Below are 20944 nucleotides of genomic sequence, written 5' to 3'. Positions count from 1 at the left end.
CTAACACTATTTTCAATACATTGAAATTAGATGGTCAATGAATTGAACTTTCGATGTCTGAGGTGCTCCAACAAGATCGACGCATCCGCGCGCGTAAGCTGTGCAGCCGTCATTGCCACCGGACCACGAACCAAGTCAAGACGCACATTTGCCAGACCCAACGCATGCCCAATCGGCCCCTGATCAAAAGACAGCTCCTGGATATGGCTGGGATGAATCACCTTCATCCGGTGCCCCAACCGACCGGCGTGCATGACCACCGCGCGGTCGTCGATAAGCGTGGTTGCCTGCTGATCGCGATCAATGGGGCTCAACCACTTCGCCACCTTTGGGCTGCGGAACTGTGCCCCCTTATGCCCGCGCGGGTCTGCGACCGTAGCGAGGTCCTGCTCGCTCAGCGGGGTAATCACCGCAAGCATTGCGAGCGCCTGCTCGAAAGTGCCCACTGGCAGCAGGGACGTCGTCGACGCATTCTGCTTGTCGACGCCATACCCAGCGATCGAGACGCGTACCCGCCACCAGCCGGTGCCCCGCCACAACAGTGGCTGCTCGACTTGGACCGCGTGAATGCGTCCCAGCGGAATGGACTGGCGGCGTCGATCAGCGAGCCCGTAGGAGATGTTTAATACGTCCTCATCGAGTTCGGCCGTGAATCCGTAGGAGGTATCGATAATTCGCCACAGCGCCGGACCGAAACCAACTATGAAAGGCAGCACGATTCCGAAGCCACCGGGAAGAAACACCGCGCCCAGCAGCGACAACACGACCACAACCGCGTGGCTGGACAACACGGCAACAGCAATGCTGCGTGACACCGGGATCGGCGGAATGAGCGCAGGTGCAGCTTGCGGAGGGAGTAGCCCGGCGTTATCTGTTTCGCCTGCTTCTCGCGGGTTTTCATGGCCGATCCCTGCCCGGCGCGCCAGCACCTCCGCGCGAACTTGTTCAGCTTCTGCGCGCTTGAGATAGCTGATCTCCAGTACGGAATTGTTACCGCCGGCGGTTTCCACCCGTACTTTCGCCACGCCAAAGATCCGCGCGATTACCGGCTCCACAACGTCCACGGCCTGGATGCGGTCATAGCGGGCGGTCCGCAAAGAGTGCGAGATCACCCCGTGTTTGATTGCCAGTTCTTCCGAGCCGAGCCGAAAGCCTATCGCTTTCCACCAGATGCCAGAAACCAGCCAAATGACCGCACACAGGGCGACGAAACCGGCGATGGCCGCCAGGAACCACACCGACTTGATCTGCCCGTGTTGCACGGCAGCAACGATGTCACGTAGGACTGTCGCCGAGACGTTAGCCAGGGCGACCGCGAGGATCGCTAGGATGGTCGTCCAAAATTGCAGCAGTGGCGTAGCTCGATGCACATGACGGAACTCGTTCATAGCCCGCTCATCCGTTCGCGCGCTTTCATGGCCAAGCGATCGCGCAATTCATCTGCAGTGGTGGCGCTGAGTCCCCGAACTTTGGAATCACTGGTGGCAGACGCGGTGTGTAGTTCCACGTGTTTGAGGCCAAAGGCTCGTTCGGCAGGACCGGCTTTGACGTCGACAAACTGGATGCGTCCGTAGGGCACCACCGTAAAGGTATGCCACAACTTGCCTTTCGTCAGTAGTAGTTCGTTCTCGGCTTCCAGCCAACCTAAGTTCTTTACTTGCTGTGGAACTAGCCACAACCACCACAGCAACCACAACATGCATACCCCGGTGGCGATGTGCAGCCACGGAGTCCACAGCAGACCACCGATGGCACACCCGATAGCAAAGACGACAATCCAGGGCAGCTCCACTAGGTAGCGCACCTTGATGTATTTCGATTCTGCTGGATTCATGTGTGGCATGCTCATGATTCCCATTATGCCTGGGCGCATCGCTGCGGAATTCGCCGGTGGGTTAGTCTCTACGTGTCCTGTTTTCCTCCTCGGTTAGTAAGGCCGCGTTGCGCATATGCTCTCTTTGTTGAAAATCCTCTGGATCATCGGCATCACCGCTGAAGGGATGACTGGCGCGCTTGCTGCCGGTCGCCGGAAGATGGACCTCTTTGGGGTGGCAGTTTTAGCGTCGGTGACTGCGATCGGTGGTGGCTCGATTCGCGATGTTTTACTCGGGCACTATCCGTTGACGTGGGTGGCGGAGCCACAGTACCTGGTCCTGGTTGTGGTGGCGAGCTTCGTCACCGTCAGCATGCCTTTCCTGTTGGAAAATTTCCGAGTTGTGTTCCTCGTACTGGACGCCGTGGGACTCTCTGTTTTTGCCGTCATCGGCACCCAAGTGGCCTTGGGGTTGGGCCATGGCTTTGTGATCGCGGTGGTCTCCGCTGTGGTGACTGGGGTGTTCGGTGGCGTGATCCGAGACCTGCTGAGTAATCAAATCCCACTGGTCTTCCAGGAGGAGTTGTACGCCTCCGTGGCCGTGCTCGCCACCTGCGTTTATTTCTTGTTGCGCGCGCTCGGCGCTTCGGATTCCGTCACCGTCATCGTGTCCATTTTGGTCGCGGTGACGGTGCGCCTCCTGGCCATTTGGCGAGGCTGGTCGCTGCCAATCTTTGATTACCAAGAACGCAGCTAATCGACGCCCATTGCCTCGCCAGCTTGCCCCAGATCAGCGACCGGCGTGGGCGCCCGCCGCGATCACCCCAAACCTATGCATGGTCTGCGAGATAGCTTGCTCTTTGAGGAAGAGGAGTAACTCGCGGCGGCCGTCGGCAAGCAATGGCCCTTCGAGCAGGTAAGAGCCGTTGTCGGCGGCGAGCCGGCGGAGCTCTTCGGGCGCGTCGCCGATTACCCTGATTCGGGAATTGGCGGGGAAGTCGGCGGATCGGAGGCGGATGAGCGGCACCCCGGTGAGTTCGCTGGCAATCTTGAGCCGTAGCTCGTCGCGCTGGGTTAGTTCCGCGGCATAGTACAGATAGGAGTCGGCTGGAACGTAGCGGAAGACGTTCGATTCGCTGCGTAGCCCGGTCCGGTCGTGTTCCACCCCGAATTCCGTGGCCCAGGCGAACGCGTCGAGTTCGGCGGCTCGGGTCACCCACTCCAGGTCCGCAGCTGGGAGGTGGGCAGCGCGAAGGAGTTGAGTTACGGCTGGAGCCAAGGAAACTCCGGCGACCGGCGACAATGCGCCATCTTCCCAACTGCCAAACTGTGCCACATAATTCGGACCACCGGCCTTCGCCCCCGGCCCAATGGCGGAATTCTTCCAGCCACCGAACGACTGCCGCTGGACGATCGCCCCGGTAATACCACGGTTGATATAGGCGTTACCCACCTCGACGTGCTCCCGCCAGTAAGCGATTTCTTCCTCGTCGAGGGAATGCAACCCACCCGTCAGGCCGAAACCAGTGCTGTTTTGCCACTCAATGGCCTCCTCGAGCGAAGATGCATACATGATCCCTGTCACCGGCCCGAAGCACTCGGTGGTGTGGAACCAGGACCCGGGTTGGACGTTGTCTCGGATCCCCGGCGTCCACAGGTCCGGCGCAATCTCGCGAGGTTGCAGCAGCCAGCTCTCCCCTGGGTCGAGTTGGGTGAGCCCCCGGCGCAGCTTCTCGCCCGGAGCTTCGATCAGTCCATTCATGGTGGTAGAGATCTCCGTTCCCCGCCCAACACGCAGCGTGGCAACGGCGTCCACCAGCTGGTTTTTGAAGCGCCCACAGTCACCGACCAGAATCAGCAACGAAGCCGCCGAGCACTTCTGACCCGCGTGCCCAAAGGCCGACTTGTAGGCATCAGCAACTGCCAGGTCGGGATCCGCGTGCGGGGTGACGATAATCGCGTTCTTCCCCGACGTCTCCGCCAACAGGTTCATTTCCGGACGCCACGAGCGGAACAACCGCGCGGTTTCCGACGCACCCGTCAGCACCACCGTGTCCACCTCCGGATGCGAAATGAGTCGCTTGCCCGCATCCGATTCGTCGGCATTCACCAGTTGCAGCACATCCTCGGTGATGCCAGCTTCTCGCAGCGCCTGCACAGCCACCTCGGCGCACCGCAGCGTCTGCGGCGCCGGCTTCAGGATGACCCGGGCACCAGCAGCGATCGCCGCGAACACCCCACCCATCGGTATTGCCACCGGGAAGTTCCACGGCGGAATCACCACCACGACCCTGTTCGGAGTAAATCGATCATCCAGTCCCGCGATGCACGACGCGTAGTAATTCGCGAAGTCGATCGCCTCGGAGATCTCCGGATCCGACTGATCCACCGTCTTTCCCGCTTCGTACGCCATCACCGCGATCAAGTCACCGCGATGACGAGCAAGCGCATCCGCAGCCGCGTGGAGCAGTCGTTCCCGGTCCGCCGCGGGAAGCGGTGCCGCATCGCGAGCGCGAGCCACCGCGGCGTCGATAAGCTGCACGTCGGTGACTTGCGCCGAGCGCGCCGGGCCAGGGTCTTGGCGCAAGTGCTGCAACGCCCATGCGCGGTTCACTGCGAGTGCAGGGTCGGTGTCTGGTTCGTTGCGGAAACCGCGGTGCCCGGCGTGGGCCTGCTTGTCGACGCTCCGATCTTGGCTACGCCGAGGCGTATCGGCAACGTTCCACCGATCCGCCACTGCACTTAAGAACGCAGCCTTTTGCCCCTCGAAGTCGCCCACAGCCTGCGCATGCAAGAAGTTTTCTTCGGCGCCGTTTTCTTCCAATCGACGAACCAGGTAGGACACTGCAACGTCAAAATCTTCGGCCCGGACCACTGGGGTGTAGAGGATTTCCTCGCCGATCGCCGGGGCCATGCCTTGCAGCATCTCCATGTCGATTTGGCGCTCGACCCCACGAGCAGCAGCCAGTTTCTTAGCAAAAGCCATCGTGAACAGGTTATGGCTGGCGACGCCAATGCGGATGCTGTCGGCGTATTCGGGCTGCAGGATGAAGTCGAGGAGTCGATAGTAGTTGGCATCGACTTCATGCTTGGTGAGGTACGGCGCCTGCGGCCAGTCGTGCAGTTCGGCCTCGACACGCTCCATGGAAAGGTTCGCGCCCTTCGCGATACGGACCTTCACGCTCGCGCCCCCATCGGCGACCCGCTGAGTGGCAAACGTTGCCAGGCTGCGAAGCGCATCGTAGCTATCCGGCAGGTATGCCTGGAGCACGATACCGGCCTGATAGTCCCTGAACTCGTCCTCGCTCAGCAGCTCCGTAAACAGGCGCACAGTGACCTGCAGGTCCTTGTACTCTTCCATGTCCAAGTTGACGAAGACCCCATTGTCCCGGGCCGCCCGGTAGAGCGGACGCAGACGCCCCTTCAACCGGGCAAGGTTACCCTCCATGTCCCAGGGGTTGAGCTGGGCTGCCACTGACGACGCCTTGATGGACACATAGGACACCCGAGGGTTCTTCACCAACTCAATGGTGTCCTGCAGGCGTTTGTCAGATTCCTTCTCCCCCAACACAGCCTCGCCGAGCAGGTTCAGGTTAAGCTGAATGCCCTGCTCTTGGGCCTCATCCAAAAGCTCATTGAGGGCGCTGCCATCCGCATCAAGGATGAGGTCCCCCACTAGTTGCCGTAACCGCAGCTTAGCCGCCGGGATAACGATGTGTGGCAACACAGGTGCAAGCCTGATGCCGGCGAGAAACAGCGCGCGATCCACACCACTGATGAAGCTCGGTGGTGCTTGAAGCTCATGGAGCGCCTTCGCGGCTGCCTTATTATCCGTAGGCCGTGCCACACGATCCACAAAACGCATGGTGAAATCGATTCCCCCATCGCTGCGCACCATGTCTGAGATTTGGTTTTCCTGATCTATTCCAGCATTCCACTGCACCGCCTGCGCGGTGGCTTGGGAAATGACCCCTGCTAATGGGTCCGTGGCCAGTGGGTCGGCGGCCAGTGGGTCGGCGGCCTCGCTCTTTCGTGCGTGCTGGTCAGACATGGGTCTCCTCTCCGACGCTGTATTCGCAAGTGATCGGTGAACCGAAACACCACCTATGTGTTGCAGGTTACCCTCGAACGACCAAGTGAGAAACCCCTAATGCGCTTCTTTTTCGCTGGCGGTCGGCAACTCTGGCCACAATAGTCCTGTTCTAGGCGGTAGGCGCTTTGGGCTGTGCCTATGGAGGCGGGCAAAACTTCGCCACACCCTATGACCGTTTTCAGGCCAAAATCAGACGCTACTATGTGGTCAAGTTTCGGGTCCAGCCGGGTCCAGCCGGGTCCACCGCGGCGACGGGTTAAGTAAAGAAAAGTGTGTCTCTGATGCATGTTTCCCGCAGCGTTGTGGGCCTGAAGCCAGTATTTAGTGTTGTCTGGGAGCCGTAGCTCGCTCGATGTCGTCCCTTCGGTGTAGTCGGACTACCGCTGTGGGATTTAATTCATTAAAAAACGCTGCTCTGCGTAGTCGGACTACGCCGAAGCGACGACATAGCACTTGTGCAGCACACCCGCACGGCCGACGACACGCCGACGAGACACACTTATCTTTACTTAACCCGCGGCGACCCACAAAAAGTGTTAAGTGGCAGCCACTACGAGTGGCCACCACTTAACACAGCTAAAACTTGTCATTCAGACGTCCGAGTCCATGGGAAACGACCAACTCACGCCACGGCTACAGCACTACCTGTGCGAGCAGCGATCCCACGACACAGGAGGTAATCACCGAGATGAAGCCCGGGATGATAAAGGAGTGGTTGAGCACGTACTTGCCGATGCGGGTTGTGCCGGTCTTATCGAAGCCGATGCAAGCCAAGTCCGATGGGTACGTGGGCAAGATGAAGTAGCCATACGCAGCACCGTAGAAACCGACGATCAGTTCAGGCGCTACACCCAGCTGGAGGCCGATAGGGGCGATCGCAACCAGGGCCGCAGCCTGGGAGTTGACCAGCTTAGAAACGACAAGCAGTACGATTGCGTATGCCCATGGGGCTGCTTCCACTACGCCACCCAAGGAGCCTTTCAGAGCGTCGATGTGTGTTTGGAAGAAGGTGTCCGCCATCCACGCCACTCCGAACACCGAGAACACGGCCGTCATTCCGGCCTTGAACACTGCGGTAGAGGCGATCTTATTGGACTCTACACGGCAGAAAATCAAGATGAAGGCACCGGCTACCAGCATCACCATCTGAATCACGAGGTTCATCGACAGTGGCTCCATGCCCTTCTTGCCCTCGAAAGCTGGACGAAGATTTTCGAAAGCACCAAGGATAACCACCACTGCGATTGCAACAAAGAATGTCCACATGGCACGGAAGGATTCCTTCGGGAAGACCTTGCCAATCAAGGTTTCGGAAGAGTTATAGACACTTGCCCGGAATTCTGGGTCCTTCAAACGTTCCTGGAACGCCTCGTCCTTATCCAAGTCCTTGCCGCGGCGCAGGGACCAGAGTGCCGCGAGCAAAACGCCAGCTAGCGATGCTGGAATGGCAACCATAAGGATCTGTGGGATAGTAAACGCTTTGTCGATCGCACCGGCTTCCTTAGCCAGAATCGAGGCCAGCGATACTGTCGCAACAGATACCGGAGAAGCCGTAATACCCATCTGTGCAGATGTGGACGATACTGCCATCGGGCGCTCTGGGCGGATACCCTTCTTAATCGCGATGTCTTCAATAATCGGGAACATCGTGTACACAACATGGCCGGTGCCACACAGCACGGTCAAGAACCAGGTGGTCAACGGAGCCAGAATGGTGATCATTTCGGGCTTCTTGCGCAGCAACTTTTCTGCGTATTGCATCATCACGTCGAGACCGCCGGCTTGTTGCAGCGTGGCGGCGCAGCCGATTACCGCGATGATGGTCAACATGACGTCGACAGGCGGGGTGCCCGGCTTCAGGCCGAACAGGAACACCATGAGCAAGAGGCCAAAGCCGGAAATGAGGCCCAGGCCGATGCCGCCGTAGCGCGTGCCCAAGAGCAGGCAGAACAGCACCACGGCTATTTGGAGCACGATGGCGAGGGCGGAGGACGGGTCGAGGATCGAGGCGAGCACGATCTCCCCTTTCGGTTTTTAAGCAGGTTTTGGATACAAACCCAGATCACGCTTCGATTCGCAATCTGCATCATCTCTAGCTTAAAACCGCATGAGTCTCCACACCTAACGCACAGGGCTTAATAAATCCCACATAATCAAAAATTGACAGCGCGTTAAACAACATACTCACGCCCATTTTTTTTGGGAAACCACAACATCCAAGCACGGACTAACGGAAGTCACGTGAACCACGACTGATCCATTCCCCAATCGGCAGAGGCTCAATGCGATCCGCCACCAGGGTGGGCGCGCCGGTGGCATTCTGGATAATCCCGCGGATGAGCAGCGCTTTCGAGGTTCGCGCCACCCGCTTTTCACGCGCCCACAGCCCAGGCGAGATCATGACGTTCATCAGCCCGGTCTCGTCCTCCATCCCAAGGAACGTCACCCCGCTCGCGGTTTGCGGGCGCTGCCGGTGCGTGACCACACCCGCCACCCGGATCCGCGTCCCATCTTCCGGCTCCAGCAATTTGTTCGCAGGCACCACGTCTTGCGAGTTGAGCGCATCCCGCAGTAGTTCCATCGGCTGCGTGTCATGCGTAACCCCGGTCGCCGCCACATCTGCAACCACCATTTCAAACGCGTTCATCCCAGGCAGGCTTGGCGCGCTAATCGACGACAAGCCCGGCAGCATCTCCTCCTGCTCCGTCGCCGCAACGCCTGCTTGCCACAATGCTTGTCGACGGTCCACCCCGAAGCAATCAAATGCCCCGGCTTTAGCTAGCGCCTCGGTCTGTGGCACGTTGAGCTCGGCCCGGCGAGCCACATCCGCGATGTCTCGATAGGGAGCGTTGGCTGCCACGCGCTGCGCAGCTTTGTCACCGAGTCCGCTCACCAGGTTCAATCCCAACCGGATCTCCCCATTCGGACAGTCGGCTTCCACCGCCGAATCGTTGACCGAGATGGGCAGAATCTGCACGCCGTGTCGGCGCGCGTCCTGGATCAATGACTGTGGCGAATAGAACCCCATCGGCTGCGCGCGCAACAGCCCCACGCAGAATTCCGCCGGGTAGTAGTACTTGAACCACGCGGAGAAATACACCAGCCCCGCGAAAGATTGCGAGTGGGATTCCGGGAAGCCGTACGCTGCAAAAGCAACCATCTTGTTCCAGAGGTTATCCGCCACCGATCCTGCTATGCCGTTGGTGTCTTTTAGCCCCTGGTAGAAGCGACTACGCAGCGCCGCCATCTTGGCGGGAGAGCGTTTGGAGCCCATGGCACGTCGTAAAGCATCGGCCTCGGCCCCGGAAAAGCCCGCCGCGTCGCGCGCCATTTGCATGAGTTGCTCCTGGAAGAGCGGGATACCGAGGGTCTTGGCTAGGGCGTTTTCCAGGCAGGGGTGGTCGAACGTGACCGGCTCCTGACCGTTGCGACGCCGGATGTAGGGGTGGACGCTGCCGCCTTGGATGGGGCCGGGGCGGATAAGGGCCACTTCAACCACCAGGTCAAAGAAGCAGCGGGGTTTCAGGCGTGGGAGGGTGGCCATCTGGGCGCGGGATTCGACTTGGAAAACTCCGACGGCATCAGCGCGGGCGAGCATTTCGTAGACTTTTGGGTCGGCGAGGTCGAGCTCCCACAGGTTTACTTGGCGGCCACGATGCTGTTTCACCAGGTCAATCATGTGGTGCAGCGCTTCGAGCATGCCGAGGCCGAGCAGGTCAAATTTCACAAGCCCAGCAGAGGCGCAGTCGTCTTTGTCCCATTGGACCACTGATCGTTTTTCCATGCGGGCCCACTCGGTGGGCACCACATCGGCAATGGGGCGATCGCAGATCACCATGCCACCGGAATGAATGCCCAGGTGACGTGGCTGCCCTTTGAACTTCGCAGCCAACTCAAGCACTCGCTCCGGCGGCTCCTCCACACCGCGAGACCACGCATCACAGGCGCCCTGCGGATAGCCGAGCGCGCGACCGGCGTCGCGAATTGCGCCTTTGGTGCGGTAGGTAATTACGTTCGCAACCTGGGCGGCGTTGTCCCGACCATACTTGTCGTAGACATACTGGATTACTTCTTCGCGACGACCGGATTCGATGTCAATGTCGATGTCCGGCGGTCCGTCCCGATCAGGCGAAAGGAACCGCTCGAACAGCAGCCCCGCCTGAATCGGCTCCACCGCAGTAATCCCGAGCGCGAAACAGACAGCCGAGTTCGCGGCCGACCCCCGGCCTTGACACAAAATGTCCTGCTTGCGGCAAAAATCCACCAAGTCCATCACGATGAGGAAGTAACCGGGGAATCCCAGCTTCTCGATCACACCTAGTTCATATGCGATTTGAGCGTGCGCCTTTTCCTGGATGTCTGCCGGCCAGCTACGGTAGCGAATCTCGGCCCGTTGCCGTGTTAGCTTTCGCAGCCAACTCATTTCGGTGTGATCTTCGGGGGTCTCCCACCGTGGCAAATTAGGCGCGACCAGGTTCAGCGCGAAGGCACACTCCTGCGCTATCCGCAGGGTTTCCGCAATCAAGTCGGACGCATCCGGCACGGCACGCCACAAGGTTTCCGCGTCCCGCAACCAGGTGCTACCCATGGGATGGAGCTCGCCCACTACTTCTCCAAGGCTTTGCTTCAGATAGAGGGCGTTTTTAGCGGCTGCCAGTCCCGCATCCTCACGCGTGGCAGCGTTCGGTGTCCCGGAGATCACCGCCCGCAGTCCACGCTTTTGCTGTTCGACGCGCAATGCGGCCAGCCGGTCAGAGTCCACGGGCAACATCGCACAGCGGTGCTCCAGCACCACGCTGTCGGAGCCGAAGGTGGCGATCAACGCATCCAGCGCTGGGAACCACTCGTGATCTGCAAGGACGAGCCAGTAGGATGCGTGTTCGGCGAGTTCCTCGAGCATGGGATAGCACACGGAATCTTTGTCTCCGCCTGCCATTCGGGCAGCGGAGATAACCCGAGAAAGACGCCGGTATCCTTCCGGCCCCCGGGCAAGCACGGTCAAGGGTGGGTTTTCTGGCCCCTGCACGGAAAGCTCAGCACCGAACACAGTTGCCAACCCAGACCGTCCGGCAGCTTCTGCGAATTTCACCATCCCATAGAATCCATCCCGGTCAACGATTCCCAAGGCGGGCATTCCTAGCCGAACGGCCTCCGCGACGAGGTCTTCCGGCTCCGAAGCGCCGACCAGAAAATTATAACTGCCTCGAGCATGGAGCTCCACAAAAGCTGTGGTAGTTTCCGCTTTTGGCTCCGGATTGGCCGTGGCGGTATGTAAGACGGAAACAGGCGTGGGCACTTCTTTGCCGCTCAAGATACGCTCAAGCTTCGACCAGCTCAGCGGACGTCCATTAAATCCTCCCCCGTTCCATTCCACAGACGCAAGCGTACACATGTTCGACCAGAACCGTCAATGGCTCCCGGCTCAAAATTGAAGATGGTCGAACATGGCCAGAAAGCCTGGAATCAACCTCCTTCGACAACCAAAGCACCCCGCCGTGATGCACCTCACACGCATGCCGACACCCCAGCTCACCCGCCTTTCACGCGAAAGAACAGACCAAGCTTTCTAGACTAAGCTGTACCTGGTTTCCTAAAGCTGCTAGTGTTCCCAACAACAAACAGAAAGCTTGGTCTAGAAAGGCAGCAAGAAATGAAATTCCGCCGTACAGCAGCGCTCGCGCTGGCAGCTATTGCAACCACCACGTCCCTCGCCGCTTGCGGTCGTGGCGCTTCGGACGAAGACACCATTAAGCTCGGCACCACCGAGGCCGACATGGGCTACTGGAAGGTCTTCGAGCAGGAAGCCGAAAAGGCTGGCGTGAAAATCAAGACCACCCAGTTCGCAGACTACAACACACCAAACCGCGCGCTCTCCGAAGGCGAAGTAGACGCTAACCTCTTCCAGCATCTGAAGTTCCTCGCTGCTTACAACACGGGTGCTAACGACAACCTCGTGCCAATCGGCTCCACCCAGATCGTGCCACTGGCGCTGTACTGGAAGGGCCACACCGGCTTGGATGGCATCGAAGGCCAAGACATCGCCCTACCTAACGATCCTTCCAACCAGGGGCGCGCCATCAACGTTTTGAAGCAGGCCGGATTGGTCACGCTGAAGTCCGAGAATCTGGTTACTCCTACCCCAGCGGACGTCGATACGGCTGCGTCGAAGGTGAAGGTCGTGCCAGTTGACTCCGCGCAGACCGCGACGGTGTACAACGAAGGCAAGCCAGCAATCGTGAACAACACCTTCCTCGAGCGCGCGAAGATTGATGCGAAGACCGCGATCTTCAAGGATGATCCGAATTCCAAGGAAGCAGAGCCTTACATCAACGCCATCGTGGTGAAAGAGAAAGACGTCAACAACGAAAAGATCGCTAAGCTCGTTGATGTCTACCACTCCCCTGAGGTGCAAAAGGCGCTTGCAGAAGACTCCAAGGGCACGTCCGTCGAGGTCAAGCGCTCTAAGGAAGATCTGAAGGCCATCCTGGATCGTCTCCAAAACACGAAGTAGAACATTGAGCAATTCAAATCAAACGCAACGCCGTGGCACTCGCATCGAGTTCCGCGGCGTTGGCAAGGTGTTTACCAACGCCAAGAAAACCACCACCGCGCTCGAGGATGTCACCCTCACCGTCGAGCCCGGTGAAATCATCGGCATCATCGGCTACTCCGGCGCGGGCAAATCCACCCTCGTGCGCCTAATCAACGGTCTGGAGGCAGCCACCTCCGGACAGCTGCTTCTCGACGACCTCGATGTCGTCGGTCTTTCCGAACGCCAACTGCGATCGGTACGCCGTGACATCGGCATGATTTTCCAGCAGTTCAACCTCTTTAGCTCCCGCACCGCCGCCGGCAACATCGCTTACCCGTTGGAACTTGCTGGCGTGCCGAAAGCGGAGCGAGAAAAGCGCGTGGCTGAACTGCTCGAATTCGTCGGTCTTGCCGACAAAGCCAAGCACTACCCGGAGCAGCTATCTGGCGGCCAAAAACAGCGCATCGGCATCGCCCGCGCGCTGGCCACCAACCCGCGACTGCTGCTTGCCGACGAAGCGACGTCCGCACTCGACCCCGAAACCACGCAAGACGTGCTGCGTTTGCTCCGCGAGGTGAACAAGAAGTTCGGCATCACCATCGTCGTAATCACCCACGAAATGGAAGTGGTCCGCTCCATCGCGGACAAGGTCGCCGTCATGGAGTCTGGGCGCGTTGTCGAATATGGCTCAGTTTACGAGGTCTTTTCCCACCCGAAGACCGATGTGGCCGCCCGCTTCGTAGCCACATCGCTGCGCAACACCCCCGACATGGTCGAATCCGACGAGCTCGCGCTTCGCGACGGCCGAATCTTTACCATCGACCTCACCGAAAAAACCGGGTTCTTCGCTGCCTCCGCCGATGCCACCAAAGCTGGTGTCAACATCAACATTGTGCACGGCGGCATTACCACGTTGCAGCACCAGTCCTTTGGCAAGGTCACAGTGCAGCTCACCGGCCCGGACGAGGCGATTGAACAGTTCTACCAGGCCGTGTCCACCAATGCTGACGTACAGGAGATCATCCGATGAACCAGACCGTACTTGCAGCTGACTGGGATCGCTTAGGCGACTCCTTTGTGACCTCCATTATCGACACCTTGTACATGGTTTCGATCACGATGGTGGTGGCAGGCATCCTCGGCCTTGGCCTCGGCATTTTACTATACACGACGCGCTCTCGCGGAATCTTGCAGAACAAGGCGCTTTACACCGTGCTCAACGTGATCGTGAACTTTGTTCGACCGATCCCTTTCATCATTTTGATTGCCTTCATCGGGCCGTTGACCAAGCTAGTCATCGGTTCAACAATCGGCATTGATGCCGCGACCTTCGTGATGTCCGTGGCCGCGACGTTTGGCATCGCCCGCATCGTCGAGCAAAACCTCGTCTCCATCGACCCCGGCATGATCGAAGCAGCCCGCTCCATGGGCGCTTCCCCATGGCGCATCATCCGCACCGTGATCATTCCTGAGGCGCTGGGGCCGCTGATCCTGGGCTACACCTTCGTGTTCATCGCGGTAGTCGACATGTCCGCGATGGCCGGCTACATCGGTGGCGGCGGCCTGGGCGACTTCGCGATCGTCTACGGATACCGATCCTTCGACACCGAAGTCACATTGGCTGCAACTGCCGTGATCATCGTGATCGTCCAGATCGCGCAGCTGCTCGGCAACTACCTGTCCAAGAAGATCATGCGCCGGTAAACCTGTTTTGCGCTCATGGCCCTCCTTCGGGAGGGCCTTTTGCGTATGCGCTGCTCGTGGTGAGAGCAGTGAGCAGGAACAGCTCTGCAGCACAAATTCACCTTATGTTCCGCAGTAAGTTACGAAGCTTGACTCGCTCGGGCCCGCCGCTAAATACGTGGCGTTGAACTGCTCCCCATTAGTTGGACTGAGAAATCAGTTTCTAACTAGTGGGGAGTATTTCTTTGAGGGCACGAAGTTCTCTGAGCAAGCTGCAGCGAGAGCAGCTCGTTGACTTGTTTGAACAAGGCTTGGGTTATAAAGCAGCGGCACGCCGGCTTGGTGTCGCTCGTGATCCGGTGCGAAAGCTTGAACGCCGGTTCAAGCTTCATGGCAAGCTGTGTCTTGTGGAAAAACCAACCAAGCAGCAGTTTTCCTTCGAGGTGAAGAAGGAAGTCGTCGATCGCTTCATTGCTGGTGAGTCGAAGATGGATCTTGCCCGCGAGTTCGGGTTGTCCTCCGACCAGCTTGTCTCGAGTTGGGTCCGTGCCTGGCGTGCAGGTGGTGACGAAGCCTTGCGACCGAAGCCAAAAGGACGACCCAAGGGCAGTTCACCTACGAAGACAGTGACCGAGGAGGATCGGCTGCGCCGCGAGGTAGAGAAACTGCGGGCGGAAAACGCATACCTAAAAAAATTGCGGGACTTGAGGAACCAGCGACGAGGTTAAAAGTCGAGGCTATCGTCATCCTCAAGTCAGACCACCGGCTGGATGATCTGCTTGCTGCGGCAGGTCTTGCCCGGTCGACGTTTTACTATCACCAACAACGCCTCACTGCAGCTGATAAGCATGCCCAGCTTAAGCAGGCAATCCGTGACATCTTTCAGCGGATGAACCGTCGTTATGGTTACCGGCGGGTGCATGCTCAACTCCAACGGCAAGGGTGGGCGGTTAACCACAAGCTGGTCTACAAGCTTATGGATGAGTTAGGGCTGAAATCCAAGGTCAGGGTGAAAAAGAAGTACAACTCGTACAAAGGCACTGTCAGCCACATCGCCAAGAACGTGCTGGATCGATGCTTCACACCGGATACACCAAATACGGTGTGGGTAAGTGATGTCACGGAGTTTCGGGTCGCTGGCACCAAGGTTTACTTGTCGCCGATCATGGACCTATATGATCGGGCGATCGTGTCGTATAGCGTGTCTACCTCACCGAATACCGCATTGACGTCACAGTCTTTGCGTGATGCCATCGCACAAGAATCACCAGGAAAAGGTTTACTGGTGCATACGGATCAAGGGTTCCAGTACCAGCATTCCAGCTGGCGCGACCTCATTGACAGCATTGGTGGTGTGCAGTCAATGTCAAGGAAAGGTAACTGCTACGACAACGCGGTGATGGAGAACTTCTTCGGGCACCTCAAGACAGAGATGTACCACGGTGAAACATTTACCAGCCTGGACGAGTTCTACCACGCACTCGATGACTACATCTACTGGTACAACCACGAACGCATCCAACAACGACTTAAGGGCCTGACTCCGATGCACTATCGGAACCAGACCCTTGAAACCCAAACCGCCTAGAATTAAACCAGTCCAACTTTCGGGGGCCAGTTCACGTCGGCAGGCTTTTCAAATGGCCTCAGCAAGACTTCGAGACACTCCAGGAACGGTGCCAAGTCTCCCTCGTTCGCGGTATCTAACGCGCGCTGCACCGCGAAGTTACGAGGGATGACCTGAGGGTTTTCCCCTGGGAGTTCGGCGTGAGCCAGAGTGTGGTCCTTTCCGGGCAAGGAGGCGAACCACTCATTGATGCCCATGGGGTCGGCGGTGCCCAGTTTGCGTGAAAACACCTCCTGCAACGCATCGGAGAACATCGAGACGAAATCCCCGGTAAAACCCAGCTGTGCGAGATTCCACTGCAGGATTGCGGGCTGGCGCCCATAGGCGTACCTCTTTTGGGTGTCAATCGAGGAAAAGCACGCCGCGGGGTCATGTGTATCGAGGAATGCGCATGGCCCATAGTCAATGGTCTCGCCAGATATCGAGCAGTTGTCGGTATTCATCACGCCATGAACAAATCCGACCCCCATCCACTCCGCCACGGTTTTGCATTGCCGCGCAGCAACACCGTCCCGTCCTCCTGGGAAAATCCCCCAAGCATATTCTTCCAACCGGGAAAGCATCTCAGGAGTGCCCGATCGACTCACTAGTTCAAAAGTGCCCACCCGCAGATGAGATCGTGCCACGCGAACCACTACCCCGGCCGGCACCACCATCCGTCGCTGGATTTTTCTTCCCGTGCTCAAAACTGCGAGGGCTCGCGTGGTGGAAATACCCACCGCGTGCATGTACTCCGAAATGAGATACTCGCGCAACATTGCGTCCAAGGGGCCACGCCCATCGCCACCACGAGAAAAGGGCGTTCGGCCGATCCCTTTGCTTTGCAGCTCGAAACCTCCATAGGATCCGAGTAGTAAGGCACGGCCGTCGCCAAGCAATGGGCTGTATTGGCCGAACTGGTGCCCCGCGTATGCCAGCGCATACCCGCCACGTTGCCCGAGCAGGAACGCAATTCCCTCATCAGAGCGCAGCCACTCGGGGTCCAGGCCAAGTTCCTGAGCAAGTGATTCATTGAGGACCAGCAGCTCGGGACTCGGCGTGGCCTCGCCGACTGCCGGATGAGCAAGCTCGGGCATCGCCTCTGGGAACGGAAACTCTGGCTTCATCTGCCTCATTATAGGAAGGGTCTTGTAGGCGAGGCCAGAATGAAAAATCCACCAAAAGGAAATCCCTGCTGGGTGGCCTGGAAATCAGTCGAGTTGCTGTCGCTGAGGTTGGGGTTTAACTAGAGCTAGTTGCATTCGCGTCGCGTCAACCTCGCAAAGTGGGTTTTCATGAAGAAGATACTCAAAATCCTCCTGGCTTTCGTGATCATTGTTTCTGCTGTGATCGGAGTGCGGGCGTACAACGTGCATCGTTACGCTCTTCCGGAGGGTAGGCCCCAAGAAGCGAGCTCCTACCCCACCACTGATCGCATCACGCACATCGAAGGCACCTACCTCAGCGGCTTTCATTTCCAGCCGGTGGAGAAGAAGCACGCCGGCACAGTGGTCGTATTCGGAGGTTCCGAAGGCTCCCCTGACTATGCCCGCGCCCGCCAGCTATGGGAGGCAGGCTACGAAGTTCTTGCGCTTTTCTTCTTCGGCCAACCAAACCAGAAAAACACCCTTGCCGACGTCCCGCTGGAGTTCTTTGATGAGGTCACCACCCGCGTTTCTGAGGGTCCTGTCACCGTCGTGGGCTCATCGAAAGGCGCAGAGCTCACCGCTAATTTGGCCACCCACGGGGCGAAAATCGACAACATTGTTCTGTTCACCCCAACGGAGTACACCTTTCAGGGTTTAGCTTTCGGCCGGGAGGAACACCCATCATTCAGCCAGGGCGGCCAGCCGCTTCCTTACTTAGCGTTTAAGGATTTTCGATCCTAAGGCTTCAGTGAAGATGTTCTTTGACATGATGCTCAGTCTTCCAATGCGCTATCGAGAGGTCTACGAGTCGAGGGCGCAACGTGCCCAAAACACTGACGAGGCACGCATCCCCATCGAGAATTTCCAAGGTCAAGGCTTGGTTTTCGCAGGTGACCAGGACGCCATGTGGCAGGGTGACGTGGCCGCTCGCGGCATAGCAAAACGCAACCCCCGGCTCGAAGCGCACGTTTATCCTGACGCCGGTCACCTCTTCTCCGATGACATCACCTCGATGGGTAGATCATGGGAGAAGACGTTCGGCGGCACGGTCGAAGGCAACCGCGCCGCCAAGCAGGACTCCGACCGCATCCTGCTGGAAAAGCTAGCCGCGTGGCATCCGGCTCACTAACGCGTTGCTTCATCCAACAGATACGCCACGTGTTCGTAGGCATGGCCCGTGGATTGTTCCAAGCCCATTTCGCAGGTGCGGTTGGCGGAAACGAACGCATCAACCGGCCCGTCTTGCGCTGCCCGGGCCAGTCCCACCCGCTCATCCGCGGTTGCCGATTCCAGCAGCTCCGGATGCAGAAGACCACGATCGCCTGCGGTGCCACAGCAGGTGGCACCCAACGGTACAAAAGCGTCCTCCGCAGCAAACGAAGCGACCTGCATGAGTGGACCAACTAGATCCATGTGTTGCAGGGAACAGTTCGGGTGGACGGCCACCCGGCCTGCTGGCTGCGTTACGCTGAGCGACGGCAGCAGCGTTTCCGCCCACTGCACCGCATCCATGATCTGAATCTGCTGCCAGCGGGATAGCTGTTCTTCAGTCAACTCGCCCGGCACGTTTTCGATCATGCCGTGCGTACAGGACGATGCATCGACCACGATCGGCAAGGTTCCAGCTTCGGACCAAAGCCACAAGTCTTCCAGAAGTTTCACCGACATGTAGTGCTTGGCGTCGCGGAAGCCCTTGGAGCTAAACGGCGTGCCACAACAGGTTCCGGACACGCCACCCGGGATATGGAGAGGCTTACCCGCACGCGCGGAGACCGCGACAAGGGTTTCGGGCAACGACGGCCCTTCCCCCGAGCGACCGAACATGCGGTTAATGCAGGCCGGGAAATAAATCGCGGCTGCACCGGCACGCACAGTTTTCGGCAGTGCGGACGCTGCCGGCGGTAGACCATCTTGGGCAGAAGGCACCAGATCCTCCGACACCACCGAACGCACCACGCCGGTCAGTGCCCCCAGCACCGAGGAACCCAGCGATGGCCCTAGTACCTTCTGGACTGCTCCCGCAGCGGTGAGACCACCACGGGCTGCCTTTTCCACCGCTGCCCAATTCTTGGCGAGCTTGAGAGCAACGTCGTTAGTCTGCTCGGTTTGTTGCGCGGCCCGGAATTGCTTCATCATGACACCGGTATCGATGCTGATCGGACACGAGATAGAGCAGGTTCCATCGGCTGCGCACATGTCGATTGCGTCGTAGCCGTAGTCGTCGTAAAGCGCGTTGAGCAGCGCAGATCCTGCAGGCTGGCGGGCCATTTCGCGGCGCAGCACGATGCGCTGGCGCGGAGTGACGGTGGCGTTGCGCGAAGGGCACACCGGTTCACAGAAGCCGCACTCGACACAGTGGGTGGCCACTTCCTCGATGCGTGGGAAAGACTTGAAGTTTTGCAGGTGGATGTCCTGCTGTCGGGTCAGTTTGACGTCGGGTGCGAGGATTCCTTGCGGGTCAAGAGCTTCCTTGACTCGCCACATGAGCTGGTATGCCTTCTCGCCCCATTCGCGCAAGAGGAACGGGGCCATGTTCATGCCCGTGCCGTGCTCGGCTTTCAGCGAGCCGGAGTACTTGTCGATAACCAGCTCGACCAGCTCGTTAATGAACGCGTCGTACTGGTCGATTTCCTCCTGGCGCCCGAACGCCGGTGTCATGAAGAAATGCAGGTTGCCGAAGGCCGCATGCCCCATCACCGATTCCGGATAGTCATACTTGGCGAGCAACTTCATGAGGTCTTTCGCAGCCTCGCCCACCAGCGCCGGCGGGAAGCACACGTCTTCAGTGATCAACGCGGTCCCTTCTTGGCGCTGCTTGCCCAGCAACGCAAACAGGCCACCACGAATTTGCCACGCCAAGTCAATTTCGGTGGCATCCCGCATGAACCGCAGTGGGCTGGTCAGGGGCGCCTCCGCGAGAACGGCTTCAGCCGCGGCGATTTTCTGCTGCAGATCATCTTCATCCAGGCCAGCGACCTCGAGCAGGATGGCCGAGGCGTCGTCGTCAAGCTCTGCCCATCCGGCATCTGCGCCATCAAAGTGGCCGACGGACTCCCGAAGCACTGGGCTCACCAGCAGCTCACACGCGGCTGCCCCGGCATCCATGAGTTTTGGCACGTACTCAGCGGCGGCCGCGAGCGTCGGCAGCATGACCCACGTGACCGCCTTGACCTGCGGCAACGGCTGCGTATCGAGTACCGCCTCAGCAATGAATCCCAACGTTCCCTCCGCACCAACGAGCAGCCGACGCAGGATTTCCACCGGAGTATCTCCGTCCAAAAACGCATCCAGACGCAAGCCATTGGTATTGCGGATCGAGAATTTTCGACGCAGGTGCGCCACCAATTCCTCATCCGCGACAATCTCCTCGCGGATCGCGAGCAGCTCCTTGACCAACTCTGGTTCGTCGGCGGCCAGCCGGGCATCTGCGTCCGGGTCCGCCGTATCGACGACCGTCCCGCTCGGCAGCACCAAGGTGGCATCCACGATCGAGTGATACGAGTCTTGGTCAACGGTGCACCGCATGCCACCCGAATTGTTGGACAAAATACCGCCAATGGTGGCCACCACCGCAGACGCGGGGTCCGGCGCAAATCGACGCCCATGCCGCGCGAGAACCGCGTTCAACCCGGCGAGCGTCTCGCCCGGACGCACCCGCACGCGTTCTCCCTCGACTTGAATACCCCGAAAATGCGTCTTGGTATCGACCAAGATGTCGTCGCCTTGGCACTGCCCGTTTAGGGAGGAACCACCCGAACGGTAGGTCAGGTGGCGACCATTCGCGGCGCAGTAGGCCAGCAAGCTAGCCATGTCCTCCACACTGCGTGGCGACACAACTACCTGCGGGAATAGCCGGTAAGGGCCGGCATCAGAAGCAAACCGCACCAGATCGAGGGCACGCGAATGGACAGCGTCCTTCCCCAACAGGTTTTCCAGATCTGTCTTAAGCTCAACGGGGGTTCCCCCAGCTAATGCTTCAGGAAACTTATCCGGGAAATCTTGTTGAATCCCCTGCTCGGGCTGACCAATTTTCTTCGTATCCGGAGTAAGTAGTTTCGCCATGTCTTAC

The 20944-nt window shown here is 58.8% G+C and carries 13 protein-coding genes and 1 pseudogene; 7 read left to right on the top strand and 7 right to left on the bottom strand.

Annotated features, from left to right (window positions below; all coding sequences use genetic code 11):
• Positions 1-26 precede the first annotated feature (26 nt).
• The gene (locus CEPID_RS02525) at positions 27-1388 is read right to left on the bottom strand and encodes a PH domain-containing protein (protein ID WP_047239625.1); all 1362 of its coding nucleotides are present in this window, start codon (positions 1386-1388) and stop codon (positions 27-29) included.
• Positions 1385-1834, bottom strand: a complete 450-nt coding sequence (locus CEPID_RS02520; RefSeq protein WP_047241288.1) for a PH domain-containing protein — start codon at positions 1832-1834, stop codon at positions 1385-1387. Before CEPID_RS02520 ends, CEPID_RS02525 begins: the two co-directional genes overlap by 4 nt.
• A 115-nt stretch (positions 1835-1949) precedes the next feature.
• Here CEPID_RS02520 and CEPID_RS02515 point away from each other — a divergent pair, with 115 nt between their 5' ends.
• Positions 1950-2570 (top strand): trimeric intracellular cation channel family protein, encoded by a 621-nt coding sequence (locus CEPID_RS02515; RefSeq protein WP_047239624.1) that lies wholly within the window; start codon positions 1950-1952, stop codon positions 2568-2570.
• 33 nt (positions 2571-2603) lie between these two features.
• Here CEPID_RS02515 and CEPID_RS02510 read toward each other — a convergent pair whose 3' ends face one another.
• From CEPID_RS02510 to CEPID_RS02500, 3 genes are all read right to left on the bottom strand, one after another.
• The gene (locus CEPID_RS02510; RefSeq protein WP_083984339.1) at positions 2604-5864 is read right to left on the bottom strand and encodes a proline dehydrogenase family protein; all 3261 of its coding nucleotides are present in this window, start codon (positions 5862-5864) and stop codon (positions 2604-2606) included.
• Between the two features lie 675 nt (positions 5865-6539).
• On the bottom strand, positions 6540-7922 hold the full coding sequence (locus CEPID_RS02505) for an anaerobic C4-dicarboxylate transporter (protein WP_047239623.1): 1383 nt from the start codon (positions 7920-7922) through the stop codon (positions 6540-6542).
• Positions 7923-8133: 211 nt separating this feature from the next.
• Positions 8134-11298, bottom strand: coding sequence for an error-prone DNA polymerase (locus CEPID_RS02500; RefSeq protein WP_047239622.1), 3165 nt, complete (start codon positions 11296-11298; stop codon positions 8134-8136).
• Positions 11299-11556: 258 nt separating this feature from the next.
• Here CEPID_RS02500 and CEPID_RS02495 point away from each other — a divergent pair, with 258 nt between their 5' ends.
• The 4 genes and pseudogenes from CEPID_RS02495 to CEPID_RS12800 all read left to right on the top strand — a co-directional run.
• Positions 11557-12417, top strand: coding sequence for a MetQ/NlpA family ABC transporter substrate-binding protein (locus CEPID_RS02495; RefSeq protein ID WP_047239621.1), 861 nt, complete (start codon positions 11557-11559; stop codon positions 12415-12417).
• A 4-nt stretch (positions 12418-12421) separates the two neighbouring features.
• Positions 12422-13468 (top strand): methionine ABC transporter ATP-binding protein, encoded by a 1047-nt coding sequence (locus CEPID_RS02490; RefSeq protein WP_047239620.1) that lies wholly within the window; start codon positions 12422-12424, stop codon positions 13466-13468.
• The gene (locus tag CEPID_RS02485) at positions 13465-14142 is read left to right on the top strand and encodes a methionine ABC transporter permease (RefSeq protein ID WP_047239619.1); all 678 of its coding nucleotides are present in this window, start codon (positions 13465-13467) and stop codon (positions 14140-14142) included. Before CEPID_RS02490 ends, CEPID_RS02485 begins: the two co-directional genes overlap by 4 nt.
• Before the next feature lie 333 nt (positions 14143-14475).
• Positions 14476-15709 (top strand): annotated as a pseudogene (locus CEPID_RS12800) (IS3 family transposase); the annotation flags it as partial.
• 2 nt (positions 15710-15711) lie between these two features.
• On the opposite strand, the gene CEPID_RS02470 reads toward CEPID_RS12800, so the two are convergent.
• Complete coding sequence (locus tag CEPID_RS02470) at positions 15712-16863, bottom strand: protein adenylyltransferase SelO family protein (RefSeq protein ID WP_236684277.1); 1152 nt, start codon at positions 16861-16863, stop codon at positions 15712-15714.
• A gap of 159 nt (positions 16864-17022) precedes the next feature.
• Between CEPID_RS02470 and CEPID_RS12385 the strand changes: the two genes are divergently transcribed.
• A complete protein-coding gene (locus CEPID_RS12385) occupies positions 17023-17616 on the top strand; it encodes a dienelactone hydrolase family protein (protein ID WP_052843315.1) in 594 nt (197 codons plus the stop codon).
• Between the two features lie 25 nt (positions 17617-17641).
• Positions 17642-18004, top strand: a complete 363-nt coding sequence (locus CEPID_RS12380) for an acyl-CoA thioester hydrolase/BAAT C-terminal domain-containing protein (RefSeq protein ID WP_158408012.1) — start codon at positions 17642-17644, stop codon at positions 18002-18004.
• Here CEPID_RS12380 and CEPID_RS02460 read toward each other — a convergent pair.
• Entirely contained in the window at positions 18001-20937 is a 2937-nt protein-coding gene (locus CEPID_RS02460) for an FAD-binding and (Fe-S)-binding domain-containing protein (RefSeq protein WP_047239615.1), read from the bottom strand. The genes CEPID_RS12380 and CEPID_RS02460 overlap by 4 nt on opposite strands.
• Between the last annotated feature and the right edge of the window lie 7 nt (positions 20938-20944).

Origin of the sequence: Corynebacterium epidermidicanis (assembly GCF_001021025.1) — a bacterium.
In the GTDB taxonomy this organism is placed as follows: Bacteria; Actinomycetota; Actinomycetes; order Mycobacteriales; family Mycobacteriaceae; genus Corynebacterium; species Corynebacterium epidermidicanis.
This window is presented reverse-complemented; position numbering and strand designations above follow the sequence as displayed.